This is a genomic window from Dyella flagellata, from assembly GCF_030160275.1.
Lineage (GTDB): Bacteria > Pseudomonadota > Gammaproteobacteria > Xanthomonadales > Rhodanobacteraceae > Dyella_B > Dyella_B flagellata.
In genome coordinates this window covers 21,507-44,268 of record NZ_BSOA01000043.1, presented here as the reverse complement: position 1 = coordinate 44,268, position 22,762 = coordinate 21,507, and the positions used below count along the sequence as shown (strand labels likewise).

17 protein-coding genes are annotated in these 22,762 nt (G+C 59.1%); 7 read left to right on the top strand and 10 right to left on the bottom strand.

The features are described 5' to 3' along the window. Positions 1 to 57: 57 nt before the first annotated feature. Positions 58 to 837: an alpha/beta hydrolase gene (locus QQJ96_RS16995; RefSeq protein ID WP_284333212.1), complete on the top strand. Its 780-nt coding sequence runs from the start codon at positions 58 to 60 to the stop codon at positions 835 to 837. A 71-nt stretch (positions 838 to 908) separates the two neighbouring features. Here the strand turns inward: QQJ96_RS16995 and QQJ96_RS16990 are convergent, their stop codons facing one another. Further along, positions 909 to 1,475 carry a hypothetical protein gene (locus QQJ96_RS16990; RefSeq protein WP_284333211.1) on the bottom strand — a complete coding sequence of 189 codons (567 nt, stop codon included), beginning with the start codon at positions 1,473 to 1,475 and terminating at the stop codon, positions 909 to 911. Positions 1,476 to 1,580: 105 nt separating this feature from the next. Between QQJ96_RS16990 and QQJ96_RS16985 the strand changes: the two genes are divergently transcribed. Then, positions 1,581 to 2,714, top strand: coding sequence for a helix-turn-helix domain-containing protein (locus QQJ96_RS16985; RefSeq protein WP_284333210.1), 1,134 nt, complete (start codon positions 1,581 to 1,583; stop codon positions 2,712 to 2,714). Here the strand turns inward: QQJ96_RS16985 and QQJ96_RS16980 are convergent. From QQJ96_RS16980 to QQJ96_RS16970, 3 genes are all read right to left on the bottom strand, one after another. After that, complete coding sequence (locus QQJ96_RS16980) at positions 2,707 to 4,104, bottom strand: serine hydrolase domain-containing protein (RefSeq protein ID WP_284333209.1); 1,398 nt, start codon at positions 4,102 to 4,104, stop codon at positions 2,707 to 2,709. The genes QQJ96_RS16985 and QQJ96_RS16980 overlap by 8 nt on opposite strands. Positions 4,105 to 4,205: 101 nt before the next feature. Then, the gene (locus tag QQJ96_RS16975; RefSeq protein ID WP_284333208.1) at positions 4,206 to 5,183 is read right to left on the bottom strand and encodes a zinc-binding dehydrogenase; all 978 of its coding nucleotides are present in this window, start codon (positions 5,181 to 5,183) and stop codon (positions 4,206 to 4,208) included. A 348-nt stretch (positions 5,184 to 5,531) separates the two neighbouring features. Further along, positions 5,532 to 6,407 carry a hypothetical protein gene (locus tag QQJ96_RS16970; RefSeq protein WP_284333207.1) on the bottom strand — a complete coding sequence of 292 codons (876 nt, stop codon included), beginning with the start codon at positions 6,405 to 6,407 and terminating at the stop codon, positions 5,532 to 5,534. A gap of 780 nt (positions 6,408 to 7,187) precedes the next feature. Here QQJ96_RS16970 and QQJ96_RS16965 point away from each other — a divergent pair. After that, on the top strand, positions 7,188 to 8,006 hold the full coding sequence (locus QQJ96_RS16965) for an AraC family transcriptional regulator (RefSeq protein ID WP_284333206.1): 819 nt from the start codon (positions 7,188 to 7,190) through the stop codon (positions 8,004 to 8,006). Between the two features lie 168 nt (positions 8,007 to 8,174). Further along, positions 8,175 to 9,290: a hypothetical protein gene (locus tag QQJ96_RS16960; RefSeq protein WP_284333205.1), complete on the top strand. Its 1,116-nt coding sequence runs from the start codon at positions 8,175 to 8,177 to the stop codon at positions 9,288 to 9,290. A gap of 77 nt (positions 9,291 to 9,367) precedes the next feature. Here the strand turns inward: QQJ96_RS16960 and QQJ96_RS16955 are convergent, their stop codons facing one another. From QQJ96_RS16955 to QQJ96_RS16940, 4 genes are all read right to left on the bottom strand, one after another. Then, positions 9,368 to 11,659 (bottom strand): S53 family peptidase, encoded by a 2,292-nt coding sequence (locus QQJ96_RS16955; protein ID WP_284333204.1) that lies wholly within the window; start codon positions 11,657 to 11,659, stop codon positions 9,368 to 9,370. Positions 11,660 to 12,349: 690 nt separating this feature from the next. After that, positions 12,350 to 13,327, bottom strand: a complete 978-nt coding sequence (locus QQJ96_RS16950) for a zinc-binding dehydrogenase (protein ID WP_284333203.1) — start codon at positions 13,325 to 13,327, stop codon at positions 12,350 to 12,352. A gap of 77 nt (positions 13,328 to 13,404) precedes the next feature. After that, complete coding sequence (locus QQJ96_RS16945; RefSeq protein WP_284333202.1) at positions 13,405 to 14,082, bottom strand: type 1 glutamine amidotransferase domain-containing protein; 678 nt, start codon at positions 14,080 to 14,082, stop codon at positions 13,405 to 13,407. 25 nt (positions 14,083 to 14,107) lie between these two features. Continuing rightward, positions 14,108 to 14,731 carry a TetR/AcrR family transcriptional regulator gene (locus QQJ96_RS16940; protein ID WP_284333201.1) on the bottom strand — a complete coding sequence of 208 codons (624 nt, stop codon included), beginning with the start codon at positions 14,729 to 14,731 and terminating at the stop codon, positions 14,108 to 14,110. A 101-nt stretch (positions 14,732 to 14,832) separates the two neighbouring features. Here QQJ96_RS16940 and QQJ96_RS16935 point away from each other — a divergent pair, with 101 nt between their 5' ends. Continuing rightward, positions 14,833 to 15,414 carry a TetR/AcrR family transcriptional regulator gene (locus QQJ96_RS16935; protein ID WP_284333200.1) on the top strand — a complete coding sequence of 194 codons (582 nt, stop codon included), beginning with the start codon at positions 14,833 to 14,835 and terminating at the stop codon, positions 15,412 to 15,414. Between the two features lie 48 nt (positions 15,415 to 15,462). Further along, entirely contained in the window at positions 15,463 to 16,290 is an 828-nt protein-coding gene (locus QQJ96_RS16930; RefSeq protein ID WP_284333199.1) for an SDR family oxidoreductase, read from the top strand. 192 nt (positions 16,291 to 16,482) lie between these two features. On the opposite strand, the gene QQJ96_RS16925 is transcribed toward QQJ96_RS16930, so the two are convergent. After that, positions 16,483 to 16,722 (bottom strand): hypothetical protein, encoded by a 240-nt coding sequence (locus QQJ96_RS16925; RefSeq protein WP_284333198.1) that lies wholly within the window; start codon positions 16,720 to 16,722, stop codon positions 16,483 to 16,485. A 24-nt stretch (positions 16,723 to 16,746) separates the two neighbouring features. On the opposite strand from QQJ96_RS16925, the gene QQJ96_RS16920 reads away from it, so the two are divergent. Continuing rightward, a complete protein-coding gene (locus QQJ96_RS16920) occupies positions 16,747 to 17,838 on the top strand; it encodes a hypothetical protein (protein WP_284333197.1) in 1,092 nt (363 codons plus the stop codon). 154 nt (positions 17,839 to 17,992) lie between these two features. Here QQJ96_RS16920 and QQJ96_RS16915 read toward each other — a convergent pair whose 3' ends face one another. Beyond that, entirely contained in the window at positions 17,993 to 22,429 is a 4,437-nt protein-coding gene (locus QQJ96_RS16915; RefSeq protein WP_284333196.1) for an autotransporter domain-containing protein, read from the bottom strand. Between the last annotated feature and the right edge of the window lie 333 nt (positions 22,430 to 22,762).

Below are 22,762 nucleotides of genomic sequence, written 5' to 3'. Positions count from 1 at the left end.
ACGAGCATTACATTTGAATGGCTTCCTCCCAGAGTCACGGCCCCAGCAGGAACTCCCATGCACGCAGCACTCTCTCTCGCCCTGTCGACGCTGATCACGCTGAGTGGCTTGGCAGCATCCGTACCTGCCACGGCCGTTACCGTGCAGCCATCACCGGCCACAACCACTTCCGATGTCAGCTTCAAGGCCAGCGATGGCGTGACGATCTATGGCAAGTATTATCGTGCTGCATCGCCACACGCCCTGATCGTGCTGTTTCACCAGGCCGGCTCCAGCAAGGATGAATACAAGACCATTGCGCCCAGACTCGCTGCAGCCGGATACAGTGCACTGGCCATCGATCAGCGTTCGGGCGGCGAACTGTTTGGCCCGAATCAAACCGTGCAAGCACTAGGCCATTCCGCCGACTACCTCGATGCCAAGCCCGACCTCGAAGCGGCGCTGTCTTTTGCCAAAAAGCAGAAACTGCCGATTATCCTTTGGGGTAGCAGTTATTCGGCGTCGCTGACCGTGGTGGTGGCGGCGGAGCATGTCAACCAAATCAGCGCCATCGCGGTCTTTTCGCCGGGTGAATATTTCGACGCGTCGCCTTCGATGATCCGCTCTGCCGCGTCGAAGGTCACGGTTCCGTTCTATGTCACTTCCGCCAAGGATGCCGGCGAGATCGCAGCGGCCAAGGCCATCCTGGCAGCGTCACCCGCCAAGCTCAAGGTTCAATACGTTCCCACCACCGGCGGCGTGCATGGCTCTTCTACGCTGATCGCCAGCCGCGATCCGCAGGGTGCCGAAGACAATTGGAAGGCGATCCTGGGATTCCTTGGCCAGTTGCCGTTGTAGGCTGGGATGACAATCCCAGCATGCCATGCACGGGTATAAGCAATGCTGGGATTGTCATCCCAGCCTACGTTTCATCGGCCCCTGTCATCGGCGCGCAATTTCAACACCGCCATCTTTTCCGACACATCCTGGCCCTGGCGCGGCAGATGGCCAGACATCACCACATGGTCGAAGACGATCAGCGTTTTTCCGGGCGATAAGCGCACCACCTGCCGGGTCGCCAGGTTCAGCATCAGGCGATACCGGTGGAACCTCGGATCGCCACGCGGTTCATCCGGAAAATCCTTCAGCAAGATGTGAGGGTGGTCATCCACCAGCACCAGGGCCGGCTCCTGGTAGTAGTCGATGGCGATGCCGGCGGTGAACTTGACTTGTTCGGCCGCGCCTTCGATATGAAAGCGCGGTTCCAGTTCGTGCAGGGGAATCAACAGCGCATTCGGGATGCTTCTTCGATGCTCGACGCGTTCGCCCGAAAAACACAGATAAGTGGGCCCGAGCCCTTCGTGTTGCTCGGCCATGTTCAAGGCGACCAGCACGATTTCCTTGCCTTGCCGGTAGTAGAGACCGGGCTGTGCCTTCTCAGGCAGGCAGGCGTTGCTCAGCTCTTCCATGGAAACCGGGTTGAACTTCATGGCCATGAACTTGAGGCCCCCTTCGCCCGTATCCAGCATAGTGCGGCCAGCCGGCGGCTGCACTCGGTGTACTGCCACACGTAAGATAAGCGGAGCTGTCCATTCCCATCGATGACGCGAGCGCTAGTGGATTACACGTTCTGGACTTTTGTCTATACCGCCGGGGCCGTGCAGGCCGCCTTGTTGGCCATGACCCTGTGGCGCCGGCCTGCCAACCGTGCCGCCAATCATCTGTTGGCCGTGTGGGTGGCACTGAGTGGCGTTGACCTGGCGGTAAAGGCGCTGTATTGGCACCTGCTGTCGCCAGAATGGTTCCGTGCCTACCGCTTCGTCGCGCTGTTTCCGTTTCTGTACGGCAGCCTGTTCTATTTGTACGTGCGCGCACTGGTCGAGGAACGCAAGTTCCAGCCGCGCGACTTGGTGCACCTGGCCGGCTTCGCCGTCATGCTGGTGTTCAATGCCTATGTCCTGCTCGGCAGTCATGCGCGGCTGCAATCGATGTCGGCACGCTGGATCGCCGGCGAGCGCGCCATCGGCGCCTGGTTTGACGGGCCGCTGTTTCTCTACAGCTTGTCCTACGTCGTGGCTGCGCTGGTCCGGGTACGCAGCTATCGCCGCCAGCTGCGCGAGTACCGCTCGGATGCCGATCGCCTGTCGCTGCGCTGGATCGATGCGATGGCCGGCTTCCAGGTCGCGATCTGGAGCGTAGCCATCGTGCAATCCGTGGTGTATCTGCCGATCCTCAATTACGGCCTGTTGTTTGGCCTGGTCGCGGCGTGGGTATGCATGGTGGGCTGGTTCAGCCTGGGGCAGCCGCCGGTGGTGAGCAAACCCGAAGCAGCCTCCGTACCGGATGAGCGTGACGCTGCTGCGGCGACGGACACGGCACGTTTTGCCGAAGTCGAAGGACGCCTGGCGCAACTGATGAGCGGCGAGGCGCCGCTCTATCTTGAGCCGGCGCTCACCATCGGGCAGGTCGCCAAGCGCAGCGGCTATCCGGAATACCTGGTCTCGGCGGTGATCAACCGGCGCCTGGGCGGCAGCTTCTGTGATTACGTCAACCGTCTGCGGGTAGAGGCCGTGCGTGCGTACCTGGTGGATGCTGACGAGTCACGAACCATCCTCGACCTCGCCTACGCCTGCGGCTTCACCTCCAAATCCACCTTCAACGCGGCATTCAAGCGGCAGGTCGGCGATACGCCCAGCAATTACCGCCGGCAGCACGCCGCGGCAGCTATCACCTGATCGCAAGCGCGGCCGATCCCGTGCGATGCAATGCGGCGATGATCCTGGCGGTCGCATCGCCGATGCCGGTGCTGCCGCCTTGCACGCTCAGCCCCATCCGCACCACCACCAGGTGCTCGGAAGGCACGATGATGACGTACTGCCCGAAGGCGCCGCGCGCGTAGAACATGTCTTTGGGCAACTGCGGCATGCCCCACGGGGCGTCCCATACCGGCACGCTGCCCTGGTTCACCAGGTTGGTCCAGAAGCCGGCGCCATAACCAGTATCCAGCGTCTGCGAATGAGCATAAGTCGCCCATCCTTCCGGCAGGATGCGCTTGCCGTCCACCACACCGTCATCCAGATAAAGCTGGCCGAAGCGGGCAAAGTCGCGCGCGGAACCATACATGAAGCCGGAACCGAGCAAACTGCCGCTGACGTCGGTTTCGATCACCGAATGGTTCATGCCCAGCGGCGCGAACAATTCATCGCGCACGAACTTCTCGGCGTCGGCGGCCGTGCCGCCACTGGCTTCGCCAACCAGCTTGGAAAGCAATGCGTAGCTGAGGTTGCTATAGCCCCAAGCGGTGCCGGGCGCATGAGCAAGCGGCATGCGTGCGGCATAAGCGGCCGTATCGGCCTCGCGAAACCACATGTGGGTGGCCGGGTTGACCGGGCCTTCGGTTTCATCGAAGGGCAGCCCGCTGTCCATGCGCAGTAGTTGATCAACCGTAATGGCGTGGCGCGGGTCCGTAGGCGATGCCCAGGCAGCGATCGGCGCGGCCTGGTCCGGGTGCAGCTGCCCCTGGCGCACCAGGATGCCGATCAGCGCCTGCATCACCGACTTGGTGATCGAATGTCCCCAGATCGGCGTTTGAGGACCGTAACCGGGAGCGTAGCGCTCGGCGATCAGGTGGCCGTCATGCAGCACCACGACGGCTTTGGTCAGGCGTGGATGCGCCGGATCGGGTTCGGCGAAGGCAAGCTCAAGCGCCGCGCGCAGCGCAGGGTCGACCGGCGTGACGACTTGCGGACCGAAGGTATCGGGCACGGAGTGTACGTCGACGGCAACTGCCTTGGGCGCCGGATCATCACCGAATACAAGCGTGCAGCCCAGACCGGCACGGTATTCCGAGCGGGCCTGGAACAAGCCCAGCACCCGGCTGCGCACGTTTTGGCGCGCACGATCCACCGTGTAGCTTGCCGCCCAGGCGATACTACCCAGCAATGGCCGCTGCTCCTGCGCAAAGACCCGATCGGGATCGACCTGCGACACGAAGGCCGCCGCGCACAAGGATTGGCTGACCGAGGCGGCAGCGATGTGTAGTGCCTCCCGCTTGGACGCTACGAAGGCGCTGCCGATCAGCACCAGCACAAGCAGGCTAGACAGGGCGTAACGGGCAAATCTCATGGCTAGGACTCCGGGACGAGAGGCCTGCAGGATGGGCCTGCGAGGCCGTCCCATCGTCCTGTTCGGCGGATTCGTACGGCTGCACCGCGAATTCGCACGCGTCAGGGGCGCAGCAGCACCTTGCCCTTGCGTCCCGATTGCGCGCTGCCGACGGCGGCCTGGCCAACTTCGGCCAGATCGAAGATCGCCTCCACCGGCAACTTCAACTCGCCGCTCGCCGCCAGGCGCAGCAACTCCGCGATCAAGCGGCGCCGGGTTTCGGCATGCATGGCGGCGCTCACCTTGCTACCCCAAAAACCCTTCACCGTGACCTGCTTGAATATGAGTTCGGCCGAAGACAGCTGCATCGACCCTTCGCCGGTGGCGCCGAAGGACACCAGCAGGCCGTTCTCGCCCAACAGCGCCAGCAGATCGCCGCTGGCCTTGCCGCCGAGGGAGTCGACCGCCGCGCGGATCGGCGCGCCTGCCGTGATCGAAAGCACGTGCTGCTGCCACTCGTCCTGCGTGGTGGACACGGCGTGCCCGATGCCTAGCGCAGCGAGTTCTCCCACGCTCGCGTCACGACGCACCAGGTTGATGACGTGGATGCCGCGCGCCTTGGCCACGATCGCCAAAGTCTTGCCGACCGCGCCGCTGGCGGCGTTCTGGATGATCCAGTCGCCATGCTCTACGTGCAGGAAGTCCAGCAGGGAAATGGCGCTGAACGGCATGGCGATCAGCTGCGCCGCCACTTCGTCGGAGATCAGCTCGGGCACCGGCACAACCGCTTGGGCCGGAGCGAGGAAATATTCCGCCCAAGTACCGTGCACGGACGCCACGGCCACACGCTGCCCGACTGCAATGCCCTCGACTCCAACGCCCAAGGCGTCGACGATGCCTGCCGCTTCGGAGCCGCCAATCGCCGGCAGTGTCGGTTTGTAGCCGTACTGGCCACGGACGGTCCACAGATCGTGGTTATGGATCGGCGAGAGCAAGGTTCGAATCCGAACCTGCCCTGCCCCAGGCTCTGGTACGGGGCTGTTACCCAGGGCGAGCACTTCGCCGGGAACACCAAACGAGGCATGGATGGCACTACGCATGGCTCTGCTCCTTGATGAGTGGCCGATTCATCTGGGGCACCTGCAATCGACTTCAGTTTGCTCCCTTTTGGTAGTTGGCGCCAACGAGGCCCGTAGGCTGGGATGACAATCCCAGCATTGCCATGCATGCGCCATCGCGATGCTGGGATTGGCATCCCAGCCTACTAGATCATCCGTTCCATACCATAAGGTGGGCCTTCGCCTAAATGACATGGCCATAACGCAGCCATCTGATTTTTCCGTGATTCGAAAGAAAAAAGCCCGCATGCCTCAGCCCCAAGCCGTGCCACCGGCGCGGCGTTGGGGTGAGTTGCATCGGATGCTTGTCACATCCTCAACGGAATGCCATCACTGAACGATGGGATGGGCGATCTCGCATTGGTTGGTGTCGTTGGACCAAGTGCTTTGCATCGCAAAGGAACCCGTGCCCATGCTGACATTGGCCAGTGCTCCCTGACCGGAGGTGATATATGCACACTCATCGCCGTTTTCAGGACCACCCGGTGGATTGTTCGGATTGGCCCAGCCGCCCAATGGGAACTGGTCGGTGATCGTTTCGGCGTATTCATGGCCTTCCGCCATAGAGAAAGCGTCCAGATTGTTGCCCGGATTGACATAGCCCGCGCCACAGCCTTGGTCGGACACATAAGGCAGGTTGGTGTATGCAATGTCACCGTAGGGCGAGCTGTCGTAATCGTGCCACGCACAGAAATCGCCTTCCTGGAAGCCATCAGGATCGGCCCCCGTGGGCGACACGATCACGTACTGCACATAACGATTGGAATCGGAAGTGGTGTTGCCGAAATGCGCCGCAGCGTTCTCGGCTTCCTGCGCAAGTTGCGCTTGGGTCGCATTAGGCGTGGGTTGCGAGTTGTCGTACCACACCCCGGCAAGCACTCCACCTGTGGGATACCCGATCAACGGGGCACCGGATGGACAGGACGTCGCACCCTTTGCCACCAAGGGGCCATCGCAATACTGGGTCATCGTGCCCGACCACAGTTCGCCACCGGTGCCCAGGCCCTTTAAAAGCTCCTGCAGATAGGGCGCGGCGCCGTTGGGATCATTGTCAAAGTTAAGGTCGCCGTTGGTGTCGGTGCTTACGTTGCCCCAAGTACTGCCATAGAACACCAGGTAAACCTGGGGCGTACCACTGGTGACACCAACGCCATCCACGCCGCCGCCGAAAGCCAACGTCTTCGGGCCGGTGTCGGCGGCCCTCATGCCCAATTGCGCCGCATAGGCTCTCATTCTCGCGTGGGCCTCAGGTGTGGGCATCACCCCATGTCGATAGGGATGTCCATAAGCAGGCGAATAGGGATTGTTAGTGATCGGCCTGGCATTTTGGGCTGCAAAAGCACTACCCGCCGCGAACGCAAGCAAGCCAGATATGGACGCCACTTTAAGCAGTTTGCATTTCGTATGTTCGAACATGTTGACTCCTCATTTATGCAGAGAACAAAAGAACCCGCACTGCGGCTGCCAAGCCACAGCATTCCGCTTTAGCGGGGCTGGTTTCGCTCCTGGTCAAAAAATGAAGCTTCGTCGTTTTCCTCAGCGCTGCGCGCCCCTCTCTCCCTACGGGCATACGCTCGGAATGCTTACGCAAAAGCCGAAATCTTCGGCCCATGTCCTTGACAAAATCGTTTGCCCCATTACCCCATCGATGATCCAAAAACTACCTTGACACAAGCTCAAATACGAACCAAAACGAGTCCATATATATTGAATAATTTTCGCCTTTACTTCTAAGACGTCTTGAATGGGAAAACACCTAATGATTTTTATTCATTAACAATCCATCTAGGTGACGAAAGCAAAAAAATATGTTTAAACGTTCAAATACCAATGTGAGCGACTTCATACTATGGGAATTCGGGTGACTTTGCCTTGCACGATATCGTTGACTGCAAGGCTGATTCCGGCAAAGGTTCCCGTAGGGGAAAAAATGGAACTGCGGCATGCAGACCGCTCGCTCAAACCTTCAAGTGAGGGTTGCTTCGCATGAAATGGGAATCGGTCTATAGCGCACTCTCGGAGCTAAATCACCCACCCTTTCCGCTCGAAGCGGGAGAGCTGCAGGTTCTATTCGACTCCGTGCCGGATGTGTTGTTTTTCGTGAAGGATCTAGCCGGCCGCTATCTGTACGCGAATGCCACGATGGTGCGCCGTCTCGGCCTGAAATCGCGCACTCAGCTCATTGGCAAACGGGTGGATGAGCTTTATCCGATCGGACTAAGCGCCAGTTACGCCAAACAAGACAGGGATGTATTGGAAGGGGCCATCATCCACGATTTGCTGGAACTGCACCTGTACCCCAATAGCACGCCAGGATGGTGTCTTACCTGTAAACGCCCCATTTATATGGACAACAAAGTGCAAGGACTCATGGGAATTTCTCGCGATCTTGATCGCGTCGAGGCGCGTGGTGACCACTACGAAAAGCTACGCGCGACCCTGACTTATCTCAACGAACATTTTTCGGAAACCATTTATGTGACCGACCTGGCGAAGCAGATCGGTTTTTCCGTATCAAAGTTGGAACGGTCCTTTCGCAGCGTTTTCCAGCTCACCCCCTTGCAGCTGGTTGCACAGCTGCGGATCCAAGCGGCCATGCATGAGTTGCGGGGAAACAAAAGTGTCGCCGATATAGGACAAAGCTGCGGCTTCTCGGACCAGTCCGCGTTTGCACGACGATTCAGGGAACTGGTAGGGATGTCACCGAGCGAATATCGAGCAAAATTCAGCGCGGAAGCGACCGATAGCACCGCGACTGCCTCAACAGCTTCTACCCGGCAAGATCAAAACCGACGATCAGAATAAGCCAGATAGCTTGGCATCCACGGAACACCGGACTTCTTGAAGGAACCGCATTCGCGATCCTGTTGGTGAAATCGAACTGATGACAGCTGGCTGCTGCAAGATGGTGATAAAGCCATGCCGTAACTGACTTCGGCATGTCCCAACCTACTCTTCAACGGGAGCATAACTATGTCAAGTTCAACATTGATTGGCATGCGTCGTTTTCTGTGCGCAATGATCGTCGCCATTATCATGTGTCTTCAATTGGCCGCGATTCCCGTCGCGCACGCCCGGTCGTTACAAGTGGTGATGGTCGGCACGCCCATGAACCAAGCTTTGCCAGACGATCTACAGCGCACCTGGCATGATGCCGCTAGACGTTCGCTTCCATCACGTGAAGGTTGCTTTACGGTTTCCTACCCCGCCCATGCGTGGATGCAAGTACCCTGTTCGCAACCGGTCTTTTTCATGCCTCCACACATTCCGTCCTACTTGCCACGCACCGGGCCGATGAACAGCAAGGGTATTGTGAGCCGCTCACAAAGTGCGCTGCAAACCATAGGAAACGGCGTCGGTGACTTTGTTGCTAACGCCACAGGTGGCCCCATTTCCTTGGCCGAAGGATCGTTCCCCGCTATTACCAACCTGATCGAGATAAATGATCCCGTAAACGGAAGCAATACGTATTCTCTTCAGCTCAACTCGAATTTCTTTACGGTTACTGATTCCTCGGTTTGCAACGACTGCACGGGATGGGTGCAGTTCGTCTACCAGAACATGCCCAATTCGGGCGTGGCCTACGGCTCCCTGTGGTACATCCTTCTCAATCAGACTTCGTGCCCGTCGTCTGCTTGGGAGCTTTATTATGGCAACTGCTTTCTTTCCTACTACGTCAGTGTTCCCATGCAGCCGATTGCCGGCTTGAGCAATATCCGCGTTTACGGTCAAACTGCAAACGGTACGGATTCGATGACGGTTGCCGTCGGCAGTACGCTCTACACAGTCAATCAGCCAAGTGTGCTCGGGGATTTTTCTTCAGCCTGGCAAAGCGCCGAGTACAATATTTTTGGAGTGGGATCCTACGCAGCGGTGGGCTTCAATGACGGAGTTTCGTTTTCCGTCCTTACAAGCATCGCCAATGGGACCACCAACGCCCCGTCCTGCTCAAGCACCAGCTATACCGGCGAGACAAGTGCACTCAATTTGACAAGCCCTTGCAGCACAAACGGCGGCACCCTGCCCTCCATTTCATTTACCGAAGGTAACGGCGGTGGCACTGCTGCGCCTATCGCACCCACGCCATAGGCCTGAGCATTGCTAAAACAATCCCCTGGCGGCAATGGCCCGCCAGGGGTACAAAGCTCGATGCCTCATGAGGGCGATTACAGACCGTTGAACGACTTCCACGCCGACAGCAGGTTGGCGGTATTCACCGAACCCAAGCCATTGGCGAAACTCCAGCCGGCTTTTGCTGCGAAGGCTGCCGTAGTCTTGTCGTACTTCGTGGCGCTGGACGAGGTCAGCCCGATCTTGGCCTGCCCCGCACCCTGGAGGTTTTGGATCGTACCGTAGAAGTAACAATCAGTTGTGGTTTGACCTTGCAGCTGAACGCACTGCGTGGCATTACCGCCATCGGTGATGTTATGGAACACGCACTGGCTGGTGCCCCCGGAGCCGTTGTCGGCATTGCACGCAGCAAGCGTCGACGGCACCGAACCGGCTGGGCCACCGAATTCGTTCCGAGCCAACTCGTACAAAGTGGGAGCGGCATTGCCCTGATTTACCGACCCGCCCGCGCTGACCATCCCCTGATCGATCAGCGCCTGGATGCCGGCAAACATCGGCGACGACAGTGACGTGCCGCCTTCCAGGACTACCGGCGAACTGAAGTTTGGCTTACACGGATAGGCACCTGTACAAAGGATCACCGAGGAATAGCCGCCATAGGAGCCAGCGAACAGCGAGATGTCCGGCAGGTCACGCGATTGGTCCTTGGCCGCGCCGTGCACAATCCGCTGCCATGCGGGCTTCCTGTCGACCGAAGACGCTCCACCGCTACCGCTTTCCGATGTGACGTAATCGCCCTGGGGGTCGTAGATCAACGCGTTCTTGCAAAACTGCAAGGCGCTGCCATGGATCAGGTCCTTAGCGGCACGGGTATTGCCACAGGACTGGTTCCAGGTAATTTCCGGCACGTACGACTTCGCCGATCCATACACCGGATTCAACGTCGTGTTGAAGTACTTGCTACTCGTGCCATCGAGTACGTCCGCAGTATCCGAGCCGCCGACGCTGGTATCGTTGGGTGAGGAGGCAAAGGAATTGGCGTCGATGGCAGGCCGGCCGTTGATGATCGAACCGTTGAAGCTGGGATTGGAACCGGAATCGCCGGTCGACACAAAAACGGAGATACCTTCCGCGTCTGCCTGCGCCCACATCATGTCAATTGCCGTCTTACTGGGAGTATCGGTAAAGCCCTCGCCGAAACCGTAGCTGGCACTGATCACATTGGGGCGCGATGCTCCATTGATCAAATTGCTCGCAGCTGTGAACACGCCGCCAAAGAAATTGCTGCTGCCGGCGTCATTGCACGTAGCCACCCAGATCGACGCCCCCGGTGCGATGGCGGTGGCATATTCCGAATCGAGCACGGTCTCGATGCTCTCCCCCGTAGGGCTGTTGCCGCCTGGATCGGTACAGTTGCCCGTATCAGGCGACAACAGCGGCTGGAACTGCTTGAAAGTTCCGCCGTAGCCGCCCAAACCAAACTGGCTGACGAAGTTCGGCCAGTCCGATACGTCCATGTCCTGGTCTTCCACCACCGCAATGGTGATGCCCTTGCCGGTCACTCCGCTGCCGTACAAGGGGGAGGTGTTGTACATCGTCTGCATGTCGTAAGGCGCAAAGCCACGTACACCTCCATTGAAATTCACCATCGGAGCGGGAGCGCCACCGATACGGGTGTTGGCGCCGGGCGCCAGCTGAATCTTGAAGCGCTGACTGGATGTATTGAACTGCGCGATCTTCGGCTGCTGGTGCAAAGCTTGCGGCCTAAAATCATTCAGGCCCGCCACACCTACCACCACGCTGTGTAGTGCCGCCGGCATGCTGATATCGCTAGCATTGGCGATATGGCTGACCTTGTTAACGATATAGTGGTTTTCCTGAGTGTGGAAGGCTTGCCGCACCTGTCCTGCGGTGCCGCTGAAATCGATCTGCATCTTGTTCGCCAACACACCGTTGACCTTGAAGCCCTGCGAAATCAGCCAGGACGTTACAGCGCTTATATCCGTGTCGGCTACGCCGAAAGCCCGACCATACTCGGCCGGCGTCAGCCATTGATGAAACTTGGGCGAGGAACGATCGTGCTGCGCGGCGATCAACTGACTCAGTGCGGTCGTGCGCAGGGCGCTGCGTCGCAGGACCAGTTGCATATGGTTCATCGGGGTGGAATCAGTCACCGCGCGCGCGGGCGCCAGGCTGTCAAGCATCGATAAATGCGTATTGCCCAGAGCAGAAACGACTCTATTGTCTATGGTTTGAGTAACTCGCGGCGCTTCGGTGATGGTGAGACCCGCCAGCGCAGCGTTTGAAGCAGAAGCCAGGGCGGTCAAAGGCAGCGTGGCGAGGGCTGCCGCCATGGATACGCCGATCATCACATGCTCGGTTTTCACGTCTTTTCTCCCTTGAGATTTAAATGAGAAAGCGAGTCCCCCTGTGATGGAATTGCCAGCCTGTCCATACAGGCGTCTTAGTTACCTCTCTGTCATAAGGAATGGATAAGTCGTCGCGCCGCCATCAAGGTCCGACGTGACTACATGACGCGGCAAACCTGACTTGCCTTAACCATCTCGACAAACCACACGCAATAATCTAGACGTCTAAATTTAGAATTATTTAGACGTCCAAATGCGATCCCCACGCTGATAATGAACGAATAAAAAAAGGAATCACCCACCTAGGGAAAACCCTAGGCTGGCGACATCATTGAAAAACCACCCTTATGACAAAGCCAGAGCACGCCACCGCTTTGCCTGGCGACGCCCTTTTCTATGCGATATGCGATATATGCAAGTAAAACCCCTGTTCAACCTTCGTCATTCAGTGCTGACCCTCGCCGTCAATGACGGGATGACGAATGCGCCGACGTGCCTTTCCAACGCAGGCATCACTGGGGAAACCAATAATTTGAATCTCGGCGCTTGCACGGCATCCCGAGGTTCGCCCAGTGGCGCCTTGCCATCGATTCAATTTACCGAATCGAACTGAAAGAACAAGGCTGGGATGACACTCCCAGCACCCGGGCACCGCAGAGCAAGCTGGGATTGGCATCTCAGCCTACGATTACAAAGCCAGGCATCGCATCACGGGCGCAGCAGCACCTTGCCCTTGCGCCCAGGATGCATGCTTGCGGCCGCTGCTTTAGCGGCATCTGCAAGGTCGTAAACGCTATCGACGGGCAGTTTCAGCTCACCTCCGGCGGCAAGGCCCAGCAGCTCTGCGAACAACCGCTGCCTGGTCTCCGCAGACATGGCGGCATTGACCTTGGTAGCCCAGAAGCCCTTGACGGTGGTGTGCTTGAAGATCAGGTTGCCCGGCGAAATTTGCATCGGTTCGCCCGTCATGCTGCCAAAAGACACCAACACGCCGTTTTCGCCTAGCAGTGCCAGCAGATCGTCGCTGGCGCTGCCACCGATGGAATCGACTGCCGCACGGATTGGCGCGCCTGCAGCGATCGAGCGCACCGTCTTCTTCCAGCCTTCCTGAGCGGTCGACACGACATGATCTATACCCAACGCAGCGAGTTCATCCACGCCCGCGTCGCGCCGCACCAGGTTGATGACGTGGATACCGCGCGACTTCGCAAGCGTTGCCAGCGTTTTGCCGACCGCACCGTTGGCGGTGTTCTGGATGATCCAGTCGCCGCGTTTGACCTCCAGGTATTCCAGCAAGGAGACCGCGCTGAACGGCATGGCGATCAGTTGCGCCGCCACCTCGTCCGTAACGACCTCCGGAACCGGCACCAGTCCTTGCGCAGGGGCCAGGAAATAGTCTGCCCAGGTGCCTTGCACGGATGCCACTGCAACACGTTGCCCGAGCGCAACGCCCTGCACGCCCTCGCCCAATGCGTCAACAATGCCCGTCGCTTCGGTACCGCCGATGGCGGGTAGTTGCGGCTTGTAGCCATACTGACCACGAATGGTCCATAGATCATGATTGTGAATAGGCGACAGGACGGTTCGTATCCGAACCTGTCCCGCACCGGGTTGCGGCACGGGACTATCGTTCAAGGCGAGAACTTCGCTGGGTTCGCCAAACGCGGCATAGCTTGCACTGCGCATGAGTGCACTCCTTATAAAAGATTGAATGAACGTCGCCCGCAAGCAAGCTTGGCGTTTGAATCACGCTGTGTGGCGAATCACGCCAGCAGCGCGAGCAAGGCCTTAGCTGCAGCTTCGGAACTGGCCGGATTCTGGCCGGTGACAAGGTTCCCGTCAGTCACCACGTGGGATTGCCAATCCGCGCCCTTCTCGTAGCGGCCGCCAAGGCGCTGAAATTCGTCTTCGATCAGGAACGGCACGACGCTGGTCAGTCCGACAGCAGCCTCTTCGCTGTTGGAAAAGCCCGTCACCTTGCGGCCGGCAATCAGCGGCCGACCGTCTTCTGCACGCGTCTTGAGCAAGGCACCTGGCGCATGACAGACCAGTCCTAACGGCTTGCCAGCGCGCTCGACGGATTCGATGAGTGCGATCGAGGCAGCATCTTCTGACAGATCCCAAAGCGGACCGTGGCCACCCGGGTAGAACACGGCGTCGAACTCGGCAACGTTGATCGAAGCCAGCTTTACCGTTGTCGCCAACTGCTTCTGCGCGTCCAGGTCGGAGCGAAAACGGCCGGTAGCTGGCGTCTGCGCGCCGGGCTCATCACTTTTGGGGTCCAGCGGCGGCTGACCACCGGCCGGCGATGCCAGCGTGATCTGCGCGCCGGCATCCTTGAACACGTAATACGGAGCGGCGAACTCCTCCAGCCAGAAGCCCGTCTTGTGGCCGGTATCGCCGAGGCGGTCATGCGAAGTCAGTACGATCAGGATTTTCACGATATTCCCTTTGTGCTAATTCAAATTAATCTTGAGTAGAGCTGGTTACCGTGCCATCGCACGCCAGCAAGTGTTCGGTCGCGAGCATCGCGTGCTGCAGCGGGGCCTTGTTCTGGCCCAGCTTGGCTAGCAGCGCCGCCCCCAACCACATCTGATAGAGCACCCGCGCAACAGCCAGCGATGACGCGCCGGACGGCAACGAGCCATCTTCCCGTCCTTCGCTGATCACCGCGGCAATTCGCGCCTGCAGTTCTTCCACCCCGGCGTTCAACACGCAGCGCATGCTCTCGGACAAATCCGATACTTCGGCCGCCAGTTTCACCACCAGGCAGTTCTCACCCCAGGGGTCTTGGCCCGATGCTTCGAGCCAGGCTTGCCAGTAACACATGAGGCGATCACGGCCACTGCCCGTTCCCGGCGCCAGGATGGCATTGAGGCGCTCTCGGTAGTCGTCTGCGTACTGCTGTAATAACGCGCAGCCGAAATCTTCCTTGGATGGGAAGTAGTGATAGAACGAGCCCTTTGGCACACCGGAGGTCTGCAGAATTTCCTGCAGGCCGGTGCCGACGAAGCCCTTACGCAGTACCAGCAACATCCCCGCATCGAGGATCTGCTGGCGGGTGGCCTTTGCTTTTTCAGTCAGTAGCATGCTGACTAGGCTACGCAAGAATAGACCGGTCGTCTAGTATTGATTTGGAATAAGCAGGAAGGCCGCCCAGCCTCTTTTAAGGGAAAATATTTTCGGTTATCATGGAAATCATGAAGCCGAAAGACGAAAAGAAACTGGACGCTGTGGTGGCTGCCACTTGCCGCTTAGCGGCCGAACGCGGGCTGTTCGGGCTGACCCTGACAGAAATCGCCAAAGCGGCCGGCATCGGCACCAGTACGCTCTATGTGTATTTCGCCGACAAGGAGGCGCTGTTCAACGAAGTGTTTCGACGCGCCAAGCACGAAGCGGTGGATTTCTATGGCAGCGACGTCGATCCCACAGCACCACTGAAAGCGCAGGCTCGCCAGGTGTGGAACAAGATGATCGATCACCGGCTCCAGCGTTACGACCAGGTCAGCTTCATGGAGCAATTTGTCGGCTCGTCCTTCATGAATGAGGAAAGCCGCAGCTATAGCGCACGGATCAGCGGCGGGCTGACGCAGATCTTCATCGAGGGGCAGGAGGCGGAGATCCTAAAAGCGGTACCCGTCCCCTTTTTGGCCTCGCTGGTGGTCGGTTCGGTTCGCGAGACCGCACGGCTCATTCGCGCGCAGTCCATCCTCGATACCGAAGAAAGCCGCACGACGGCTTTCCAGCTCTGCTGGGATGGCATCCGAGCATAATTTTTTGCCTTTTAACCGAATATTTTTTCCCCCAAAAGGAATCGAGTCATGTCGACCGTAACCTCCCCTGTAGTCCTGGTCACTGGTGCTTCCAGCGGCATCGGCCAAGCCGCGGCGACTTTGTTCGCCGAGCGTGGCTGGCGCGTCGCCGCCACTATGCGCAAGCCTTCCGATGGCACGCCGTTAGCTGCACTTCCTAAAGTTACCGTGCTACCGCTTGATGTAACCGACCCCGCTTCCGTCGACACCGCAGTCGCGGCAACGCTAGACCGTTTCGGCCGCATCGATGTGCTGGTCAACAATGCCGGCTATGGCCTGTTCGGTCCTTTCGAAACGGCGACCGACGAACAAATCCGCCGGCAGTTCGCCACCAATGTCGATGGCATCTTTGCCGTGACTCGTGCGGTGCTACCAACGATGCGCCGTCAGGGCTGCGGCAGCATCATCAATGTCGCCTCGCTGGGCGGGCTGATCACCCTGCCCTTTCTTTCTCTCTATAACGCAACCAAATTCGCTGTGGTGGGCTTTACCGAATCCTTGTCCTTCGAACTTGCGCCGCTCGGCATCCGTGCGAAATACGTGGCGCCGGGCGGAGTGGCTACCGATTTCGCCGGCAGGTCGCTCGCGCGCACCTTCCATGACAACGAGCACGCCTATAGCGATAGCTTGTCCAAGGTCATGACCGCGATGACCATACGGCGCGACAACTATTCCACTGCCGCGTCGATCGCCGAGGTCATTTTCACGGCGGCGACCGACGGCACCAACCAGGTTATGTATCTCGCCGGCGCGGACGCCGAACGCTCCTTCGCACTGCGCCAGAGCCTGTCGGAGGCAGAACGATTGGCCGCGGTACGACAACATTCCGGCCTATGATCCTCTTGAAAGCGTGCCTGAGGCACTCACGCACGCTTGATGGTCGCGCTTAAGGATAGAAGGTCTGAGCCGGGATTGCAGTCAGTTGGCCGCCACCCAGGCAAGTGCCGCCATCGGAAGCATTCCCGAAAGTCTAGCCGTCGCTTCCACCTCAAACGCACGCGGAGCAAAAACACCCACCTAGGCGATCTCCTAGGTAGGGACAGCCACAATTGCCGCGTTGTCATAAAAGCGGTTAGCCATGCGCACATGACACGCCCATGCATCGAGCGGATTGCCTGCACCCTGCTCCGCTTCGGCATCTCGTGATCGGCCAAGCCGCTTGGGGATATTGCCAGGAGCCTCGGCGTTGACAGAAAAAGCTCTGTCTCTCGGCAGCATTGCCCTGATTTCGTAGGTTTTACGTTCAAGGTCTTCGATAGAAAAACCCAACGTTTACCATCCAAGGAGCCATCCATGCGAGCAAAAACTCCGTTCCGCGTTCGTCACCTGGCATTGGCCGCGACTCTTACCGGCCTTCTCACCGCAGCAGCTCTTCCCCTCGCCGTCGCAGCCTCGTCGATTCATGACATGCGCGCACAAGCAAACAAGGAAGCACTGGAAGGCTGGCACAAGTCGATCAAACATCTGCCACCGCCCACCGACGGATGCTTCCATGCCTCTTATCCCAGCCTTATTTGGCATAGGGTTGTCTGTGGGGAAGCGCCAGTTTATCGATCCGCCACGGCGCGGAAGTTTGGATCCGCCGCCAAGCGAATCGACGGTATCCGGAGCTTGATGAGCGAGCCTGCCGATACGGCCGGTAACGGCGCAGATTATGCAGCACAAACCACGAATACCACGATGTCGGCAGTGGGAAGCTTTCCTCAAGTGGCGGGCGTTACTTCAGAGAGCGGAGCGCGTGGAGCAAACGACTACACATTGCAACTCAATACCGACATCAACTCGTCTTCGACAGCTTGTTCTAGCTTTGGTTATGCGCAGTGCCAGGTGTGGGAGCAATTCGTGTACGCCACCAACTACGGCGGCGCAGCTGGGCAAGCGCAGGTATTCATCCAAAACTGGGTATTTCCCTCGGCGCAGGACTACAGCACCAGCGGCTGCCCCGCCGGCTGGAACGATTATCAGGGATCGTGTTACGTCAATAGCCAAGCTACCAACGTACCTTCAGCTGATGCAACGCAGCTAGCCAGTTTGACACTATCAGGGGTGGCGTCATCGAACGGAAACGACACGGCAACCTTCACCTATGGAACGGACGCCTATTCCGCCAGCGAACCTGACACCACCGTCAGCCTTTCGTCGTGGTGGAGCCAGTCGGAGTTCAATGTGGTCGGCAACGGCGGCGGATCGGCCGCGACTTTCAATAGTGGCACGTCCATCACGGTGAATCTTGCCGTCAACGATGGGACTACGAATGCACCAACATGCCTTGCAAACGCAGGCACTACGGGGGAAACCAATAACTTGAATCTCGGTGCTTGCACGGCATCGCAAGGTTCATCCGGCGGTGCTTTACCGTCGATCCAGTTCACGGAATCGAACTGACTGCAGAAAATTCCCGCCAATAATGGGACAAAGCCGGAGGTACTCCGGCTTTGTGGGGCGCAGCTTGCGTGTAGGCTGGGATGACAATCCCAGCATCTCCCATACCGTATGGAAGCTGCGATTAGCATCCCAGCCTACGCGCTCCGGCAGCCGGTCAGAACTGCCAGGACAAGTCTGCATTGAAACCGTCATCACGAAGCTGGCTGTGGAGCACGCCCTGATAACTCACCGCCAATACTACCGACTTGCTTAGCGTCATGCGCACCCCCGCTTGCCCGCTCAACCAGGCGCGGGGCATGCGGTTGCCGCGAATGACAAAGCTGGTCGCTGGCGCGTCGATGAAGCTGACCTGCGCGTCAGGCTGGCGATTACCCCACGTCGTCGTTTCGGAGAGACCGATGTAGGGTGTGGCCATCGATTCGCCGAAGCGCAACGTTCTGCCTAGCTTGAATCCCAGTTCACCCTGCTCACGGCTCTGCCTGATGCCGCTGTAAGCCAGCGATAGATCGCCCGCACCGTATTCGCTATACGCTTGCTGCGAAGAGCGGGCTGCGAGCAGATTGGCATACGGTTGCACGAACCAATCATGAGTGAAGCGGAAGTCGAAACCCGTGTTGACCTGCAATGCCGTTGACGATGAGTCGGGCTTGCCGGTGACGCCTTGCACACCGCCTGCGCCCAGATGGATGCTGCGGTCGGCGTAGCTCCAGCCATCGTCATGACTCAGCACGCCGCCGATAAACCATGCTGCATGCCGGTAATTCGCGTAGACCGCCAGCATGCCGTAGTGTGCGCGCACCTCAGAAGATAGTACGGGCGTGCTGGTGGACACATGTCCATAACCAAGCGCGCCGCCGATCTTGGCGTCCTGGCCGAGCGCGACTTCGGTGCCGAGCGCGACGCCGCCGCCGCTGAAATCGTTGGACTGAAATTCGCCGTGCAGGCTGGAGGCCAGGCCGAAGGCCTCGGCCCACAGGCGATGGTCGCCAAGCTCCTTGCCCAGCGGCTGACAGATCGCTTCATCGCGATCGTCTTCCCGGCAGCCCGGAGCATTCATCTGCGTGCTGACTGTGCCGATAAAGCGGTCGCCAAGCAGATTGATACCACGTACCGCCGCCACGCTGCTCTCGCCGGACATGGCTTCAAGATTGGCAGGCACGTTACCGCTGGCAACGCCATTGAGCGTGCTGAGGAAATCCGATGGCGCGCTGTATTGCAAGCTGTTCAAAGCCTGACCTACCGCAAGCTGGTTGCGGTTGCCACTGCCAACGGTCCAATCCAGCGGGCGCAGCATTTCCAGCATCAGGTTGCTGGAATAGTCCACACGAGCCAGCTCGGCGGGTTGGGTGCTCATTGCGGTCGGGGTAGCGCCCCCGGCAGTAGGTTTGAGCGCATTGACATCGACCCAGGCCGAGGTGCCCGACTGGCTGCTGGCATTGACGAATTGTCCGCTGACACTTGTCGCGCTGATCAGGTTGTAGTCGCGGTAGAAGTTCAGAGGTGCGACCGATAGCGGCAGCAACGACAACGTCATGCCGCCTACATTGGCCGCACCGCTCACCATCAGCTTGGTGCTCTGTCCCGTAGCCGGGTCGTAGCCGAACAGCAAGGTGCCGCCCTGGTTACTCAAGCTTCCCGCTGACAGCGTCGTACCACTGATGCTACCCGGCACTACCAGGCCACCTTGCACATTCAAGCGCCCGCTCAACGAGCCGTTGCCGGTCAAAACGCCTGCCGATGCGACATTGACGTCATTGAGTACGGAGCCGTTCAAGAGCATCACGCCGCTGTTGATCGTACTACCGCCGGTGTAGCTGGCCGCGCCATTGATGGTCAAAGTGCCAGTACCGTACTTGATCAAGGGGCGGTTACCAAACAGCAGCGCAGCATCCGGATTGGAGTCGTTATTGGCCAAACCAAATTGCAGCACCGTGGCATCGGCAAAGTTGCTGGTGACGTCATACAGCATCCAGGCTCCGCGACCGAAGGTACCGATGGCCATCGCATCGATCCTGGCCTCGTAGTCGATCGCCTTGACCTGCGCATTCGGCAGGCCATTGCCGAACCGCCGCCAGTTGCTGAGGTTGCCGGAGGCGTCGCTATCGGCAACCACCAGCGGGTTGCCCGCGTTGTCAAAGTTGTTCAGGCCACCGACCAGCAATGCATTGACGCCATTGCTGCTGATGAAACCCAGCGCGGCGGGGCGCGTGAAATTGACCGGAAAATGGACACTGAGGTCTTGCGCGGTCTTGCCACCATCGGTAGTGCTGTACAGGTAGTAATAGCCGGGTGCCGCGGCAAAAAAACGATTCTGGCTGCGCGGATCGAACAACACCGCCTCCGGCGCGCCTTTCGCCTGCGGGTAGGAAAACACCGGCTGCAAGTTGATGGTGTTCAAGCTGGTCCCGGTGCTGGCAAACAACATCACCCAGGACCACTGATTGCTGTTCCAGACCCATTTCCCGAAGCTGCCCGCCAACAACGCATACGTGTTGTCGTGGGTGCCAAAGTCGAGCGCATTGGTCCAGCCCGAGGCACCAGCGTAGTGCGACGGAAGTACCTGAAAGCAGCCATTCGCGCACTGCGTATCGCCCGCCGTATACGGTGTGGGCGCCACCTTGAAGTTGTCTTGCGCGACCAGGACGCCGGGCTGTACCGGTGTGGCGATCAAGCTCTTGTCGATATTGTTGAGCTTGAAGGGATTGATGAACAGGGTCGTAGTACTGTCCACCTGCACGGTCGGGGTATTGGCCGGCATCCACGACAACTGTGTCGTCTTGAACACATTGCCCTGGTCCGGCGCGAAATAGATGTCGGTGCTTACCGGCAAGTTCGCTATAAGCTTGTTGTTGCTGTCCGTCCAGGGTGCGGTGTGGACGAAATTGCCTTTCGCATCGGTGGTGAAACGGGTCAACTGGCCGAGATACTGGCCGGACAGATAGGTATAGCTGTAGCCCGGAGTGCTTAGGCCATTCACGGTTGCCACGGTGCCGTCACCAGTGACCAGGGTGGTGTAGACAGCGCGGTTGATATTGCTCTGCATCGCAGCTCCGTTGTCCTGGGCTGCAGCCGCGATCAAACCAGTATTCGGGTCCAGCCCAAGATTGTAGATTTCCAGCGCTTGCCGGCCGTAGTTCAAACCACGCCACACGCCGTTGACGCTGGTTGGATTGCTGCGGTAGTAGACGCCACCATCGGTGCCCATCAACAGATCACCGTTGGCGTCAAACGTCATCGCGCGGCAGTCCGGATGCACACTGGAATTGTCGGCGGTGAACGCGTCGGTCAAGGGCGCGTAAGTGATCGAACCGTCCACGTTCAGCGCCACACGCATGGCCGCCGCCGACCAGCCTGCAGGGCCATAACTGCCCACGCGATCGCCCGCCAGATAAACCACGTTGGGATGGTTCGGGTCGATAGCCAGTACCGAATGGATATAGGCCTGGCCGCCCGGATTGACGGTCAGCCCCGGGCTGATTTCGCCGATCTGCGCCAGCTGCTGTCGCAGCGCGTCCTGATTGGAAAGGTCATCGCCGCCGTCACGCGGATTGGAGCCTGGTGGCGATGGGGCGCCGTTGTTGGAAATGGTATTGGCAGCCAGCGCGACGGAGAGGTCGCTCCAGCTCTTACCGTTGTTCTGCGACAGAAACGCGCTGGCGAGCTGGCCAGCATCCGTATTCACGATGCCCACGGCCACCGAGCCGTTCGGACCCGCTGCCAGGCGCAACATGGTCTTCGTCGTCGCGTTGATCGCGCCATTCGCATTGGCGGCGCTGAAAATCAAGCTCCAGGTCTTGCCCGCGTCATCGCTGGTATACACCGCGGTATTGCTGGTCCCCGTTACACCGACATAAAAGCGATTGGGGTCCTTGGGGTCGGCAACCAGGGCCGAAGTCGGGCCAGGCGGCAGGCCGGAGCCGGTGACCTGATCGACACGTGCAAAGGTCTTGCCACCATCCGTACTGCGATAAAGGCCGCTGGCGCTGGTGTTGGCCTTCTCCTCCTCAAATCCGGCAGCCATGATCACCTGGCCACGCGCGGCCACGTTCAACATGCTTAGATTGGGCAAGACACCCTGACCGATATGCGACCAGCTCTGGCCGCCATTGCTGGAATACAGCAAACCCTGATTGGTCACGCCGCCGAACTCGGTGATGTACGCATCGGTTGCACCGGAACTGACATTGGCGATACCGGCCACCACGGTCATGCCAGTCGGGTCGGTAAGATCGAAATTGAAACCACCGATCGACAAGGAGCCCATCTTGTCGATCATCGGCGACCAACTCTTGCCGCCGTCGCCGCTGCGGAAAATACCGCCGTTAGGCGAGCCGGCAAGCATCAGATTGGTGTTGAAAGGATCGACCGCCAGCGCCTGAATCGCCCCGGACTGAGTGCCGTAATAAGGCACCGACGTGGTCGGCTGCCCCGCTCCCGGTAAATCAGCGCCATTCATGGCCCACCAGGGGCCTGTTTCACCGGCCGGTCCGGCTGGCGTAAAGGTTTGTGTGTGCCCAGGCATGGGCAGACACAGCGCAGCAACGATCATCGCCGCCAACAATTTTGGCGCACTCGAAATACGGTGTTTCAAGTTTCTCTCCCACTGCCCGTCCTTTTAACAGGACGGTGCCACCCTTGAAGTTGTTGTTATTTCGCGCATGCCCCCTGTCAACACGCGCAAAGCCCTAGCCGGCCATGGAACCAGTCGCGCGGGCACCTCAGCTTATGCAGCCGAGCACGCCGCACGCTTACCGGCGTCCGGAAAAAATGATCAAGATGTCCCCGCCACAAGCACCGCTTGCCGCCGATTCACGCCGAGCAGCGGAACCTGAGTGTTCTTAAAGCATTCCCCCAGACTCTTCCATCACGGCACAGACTCCAGCTCCGTGATGACTTCTTCTGGCGCAATCCATAACAAACATGC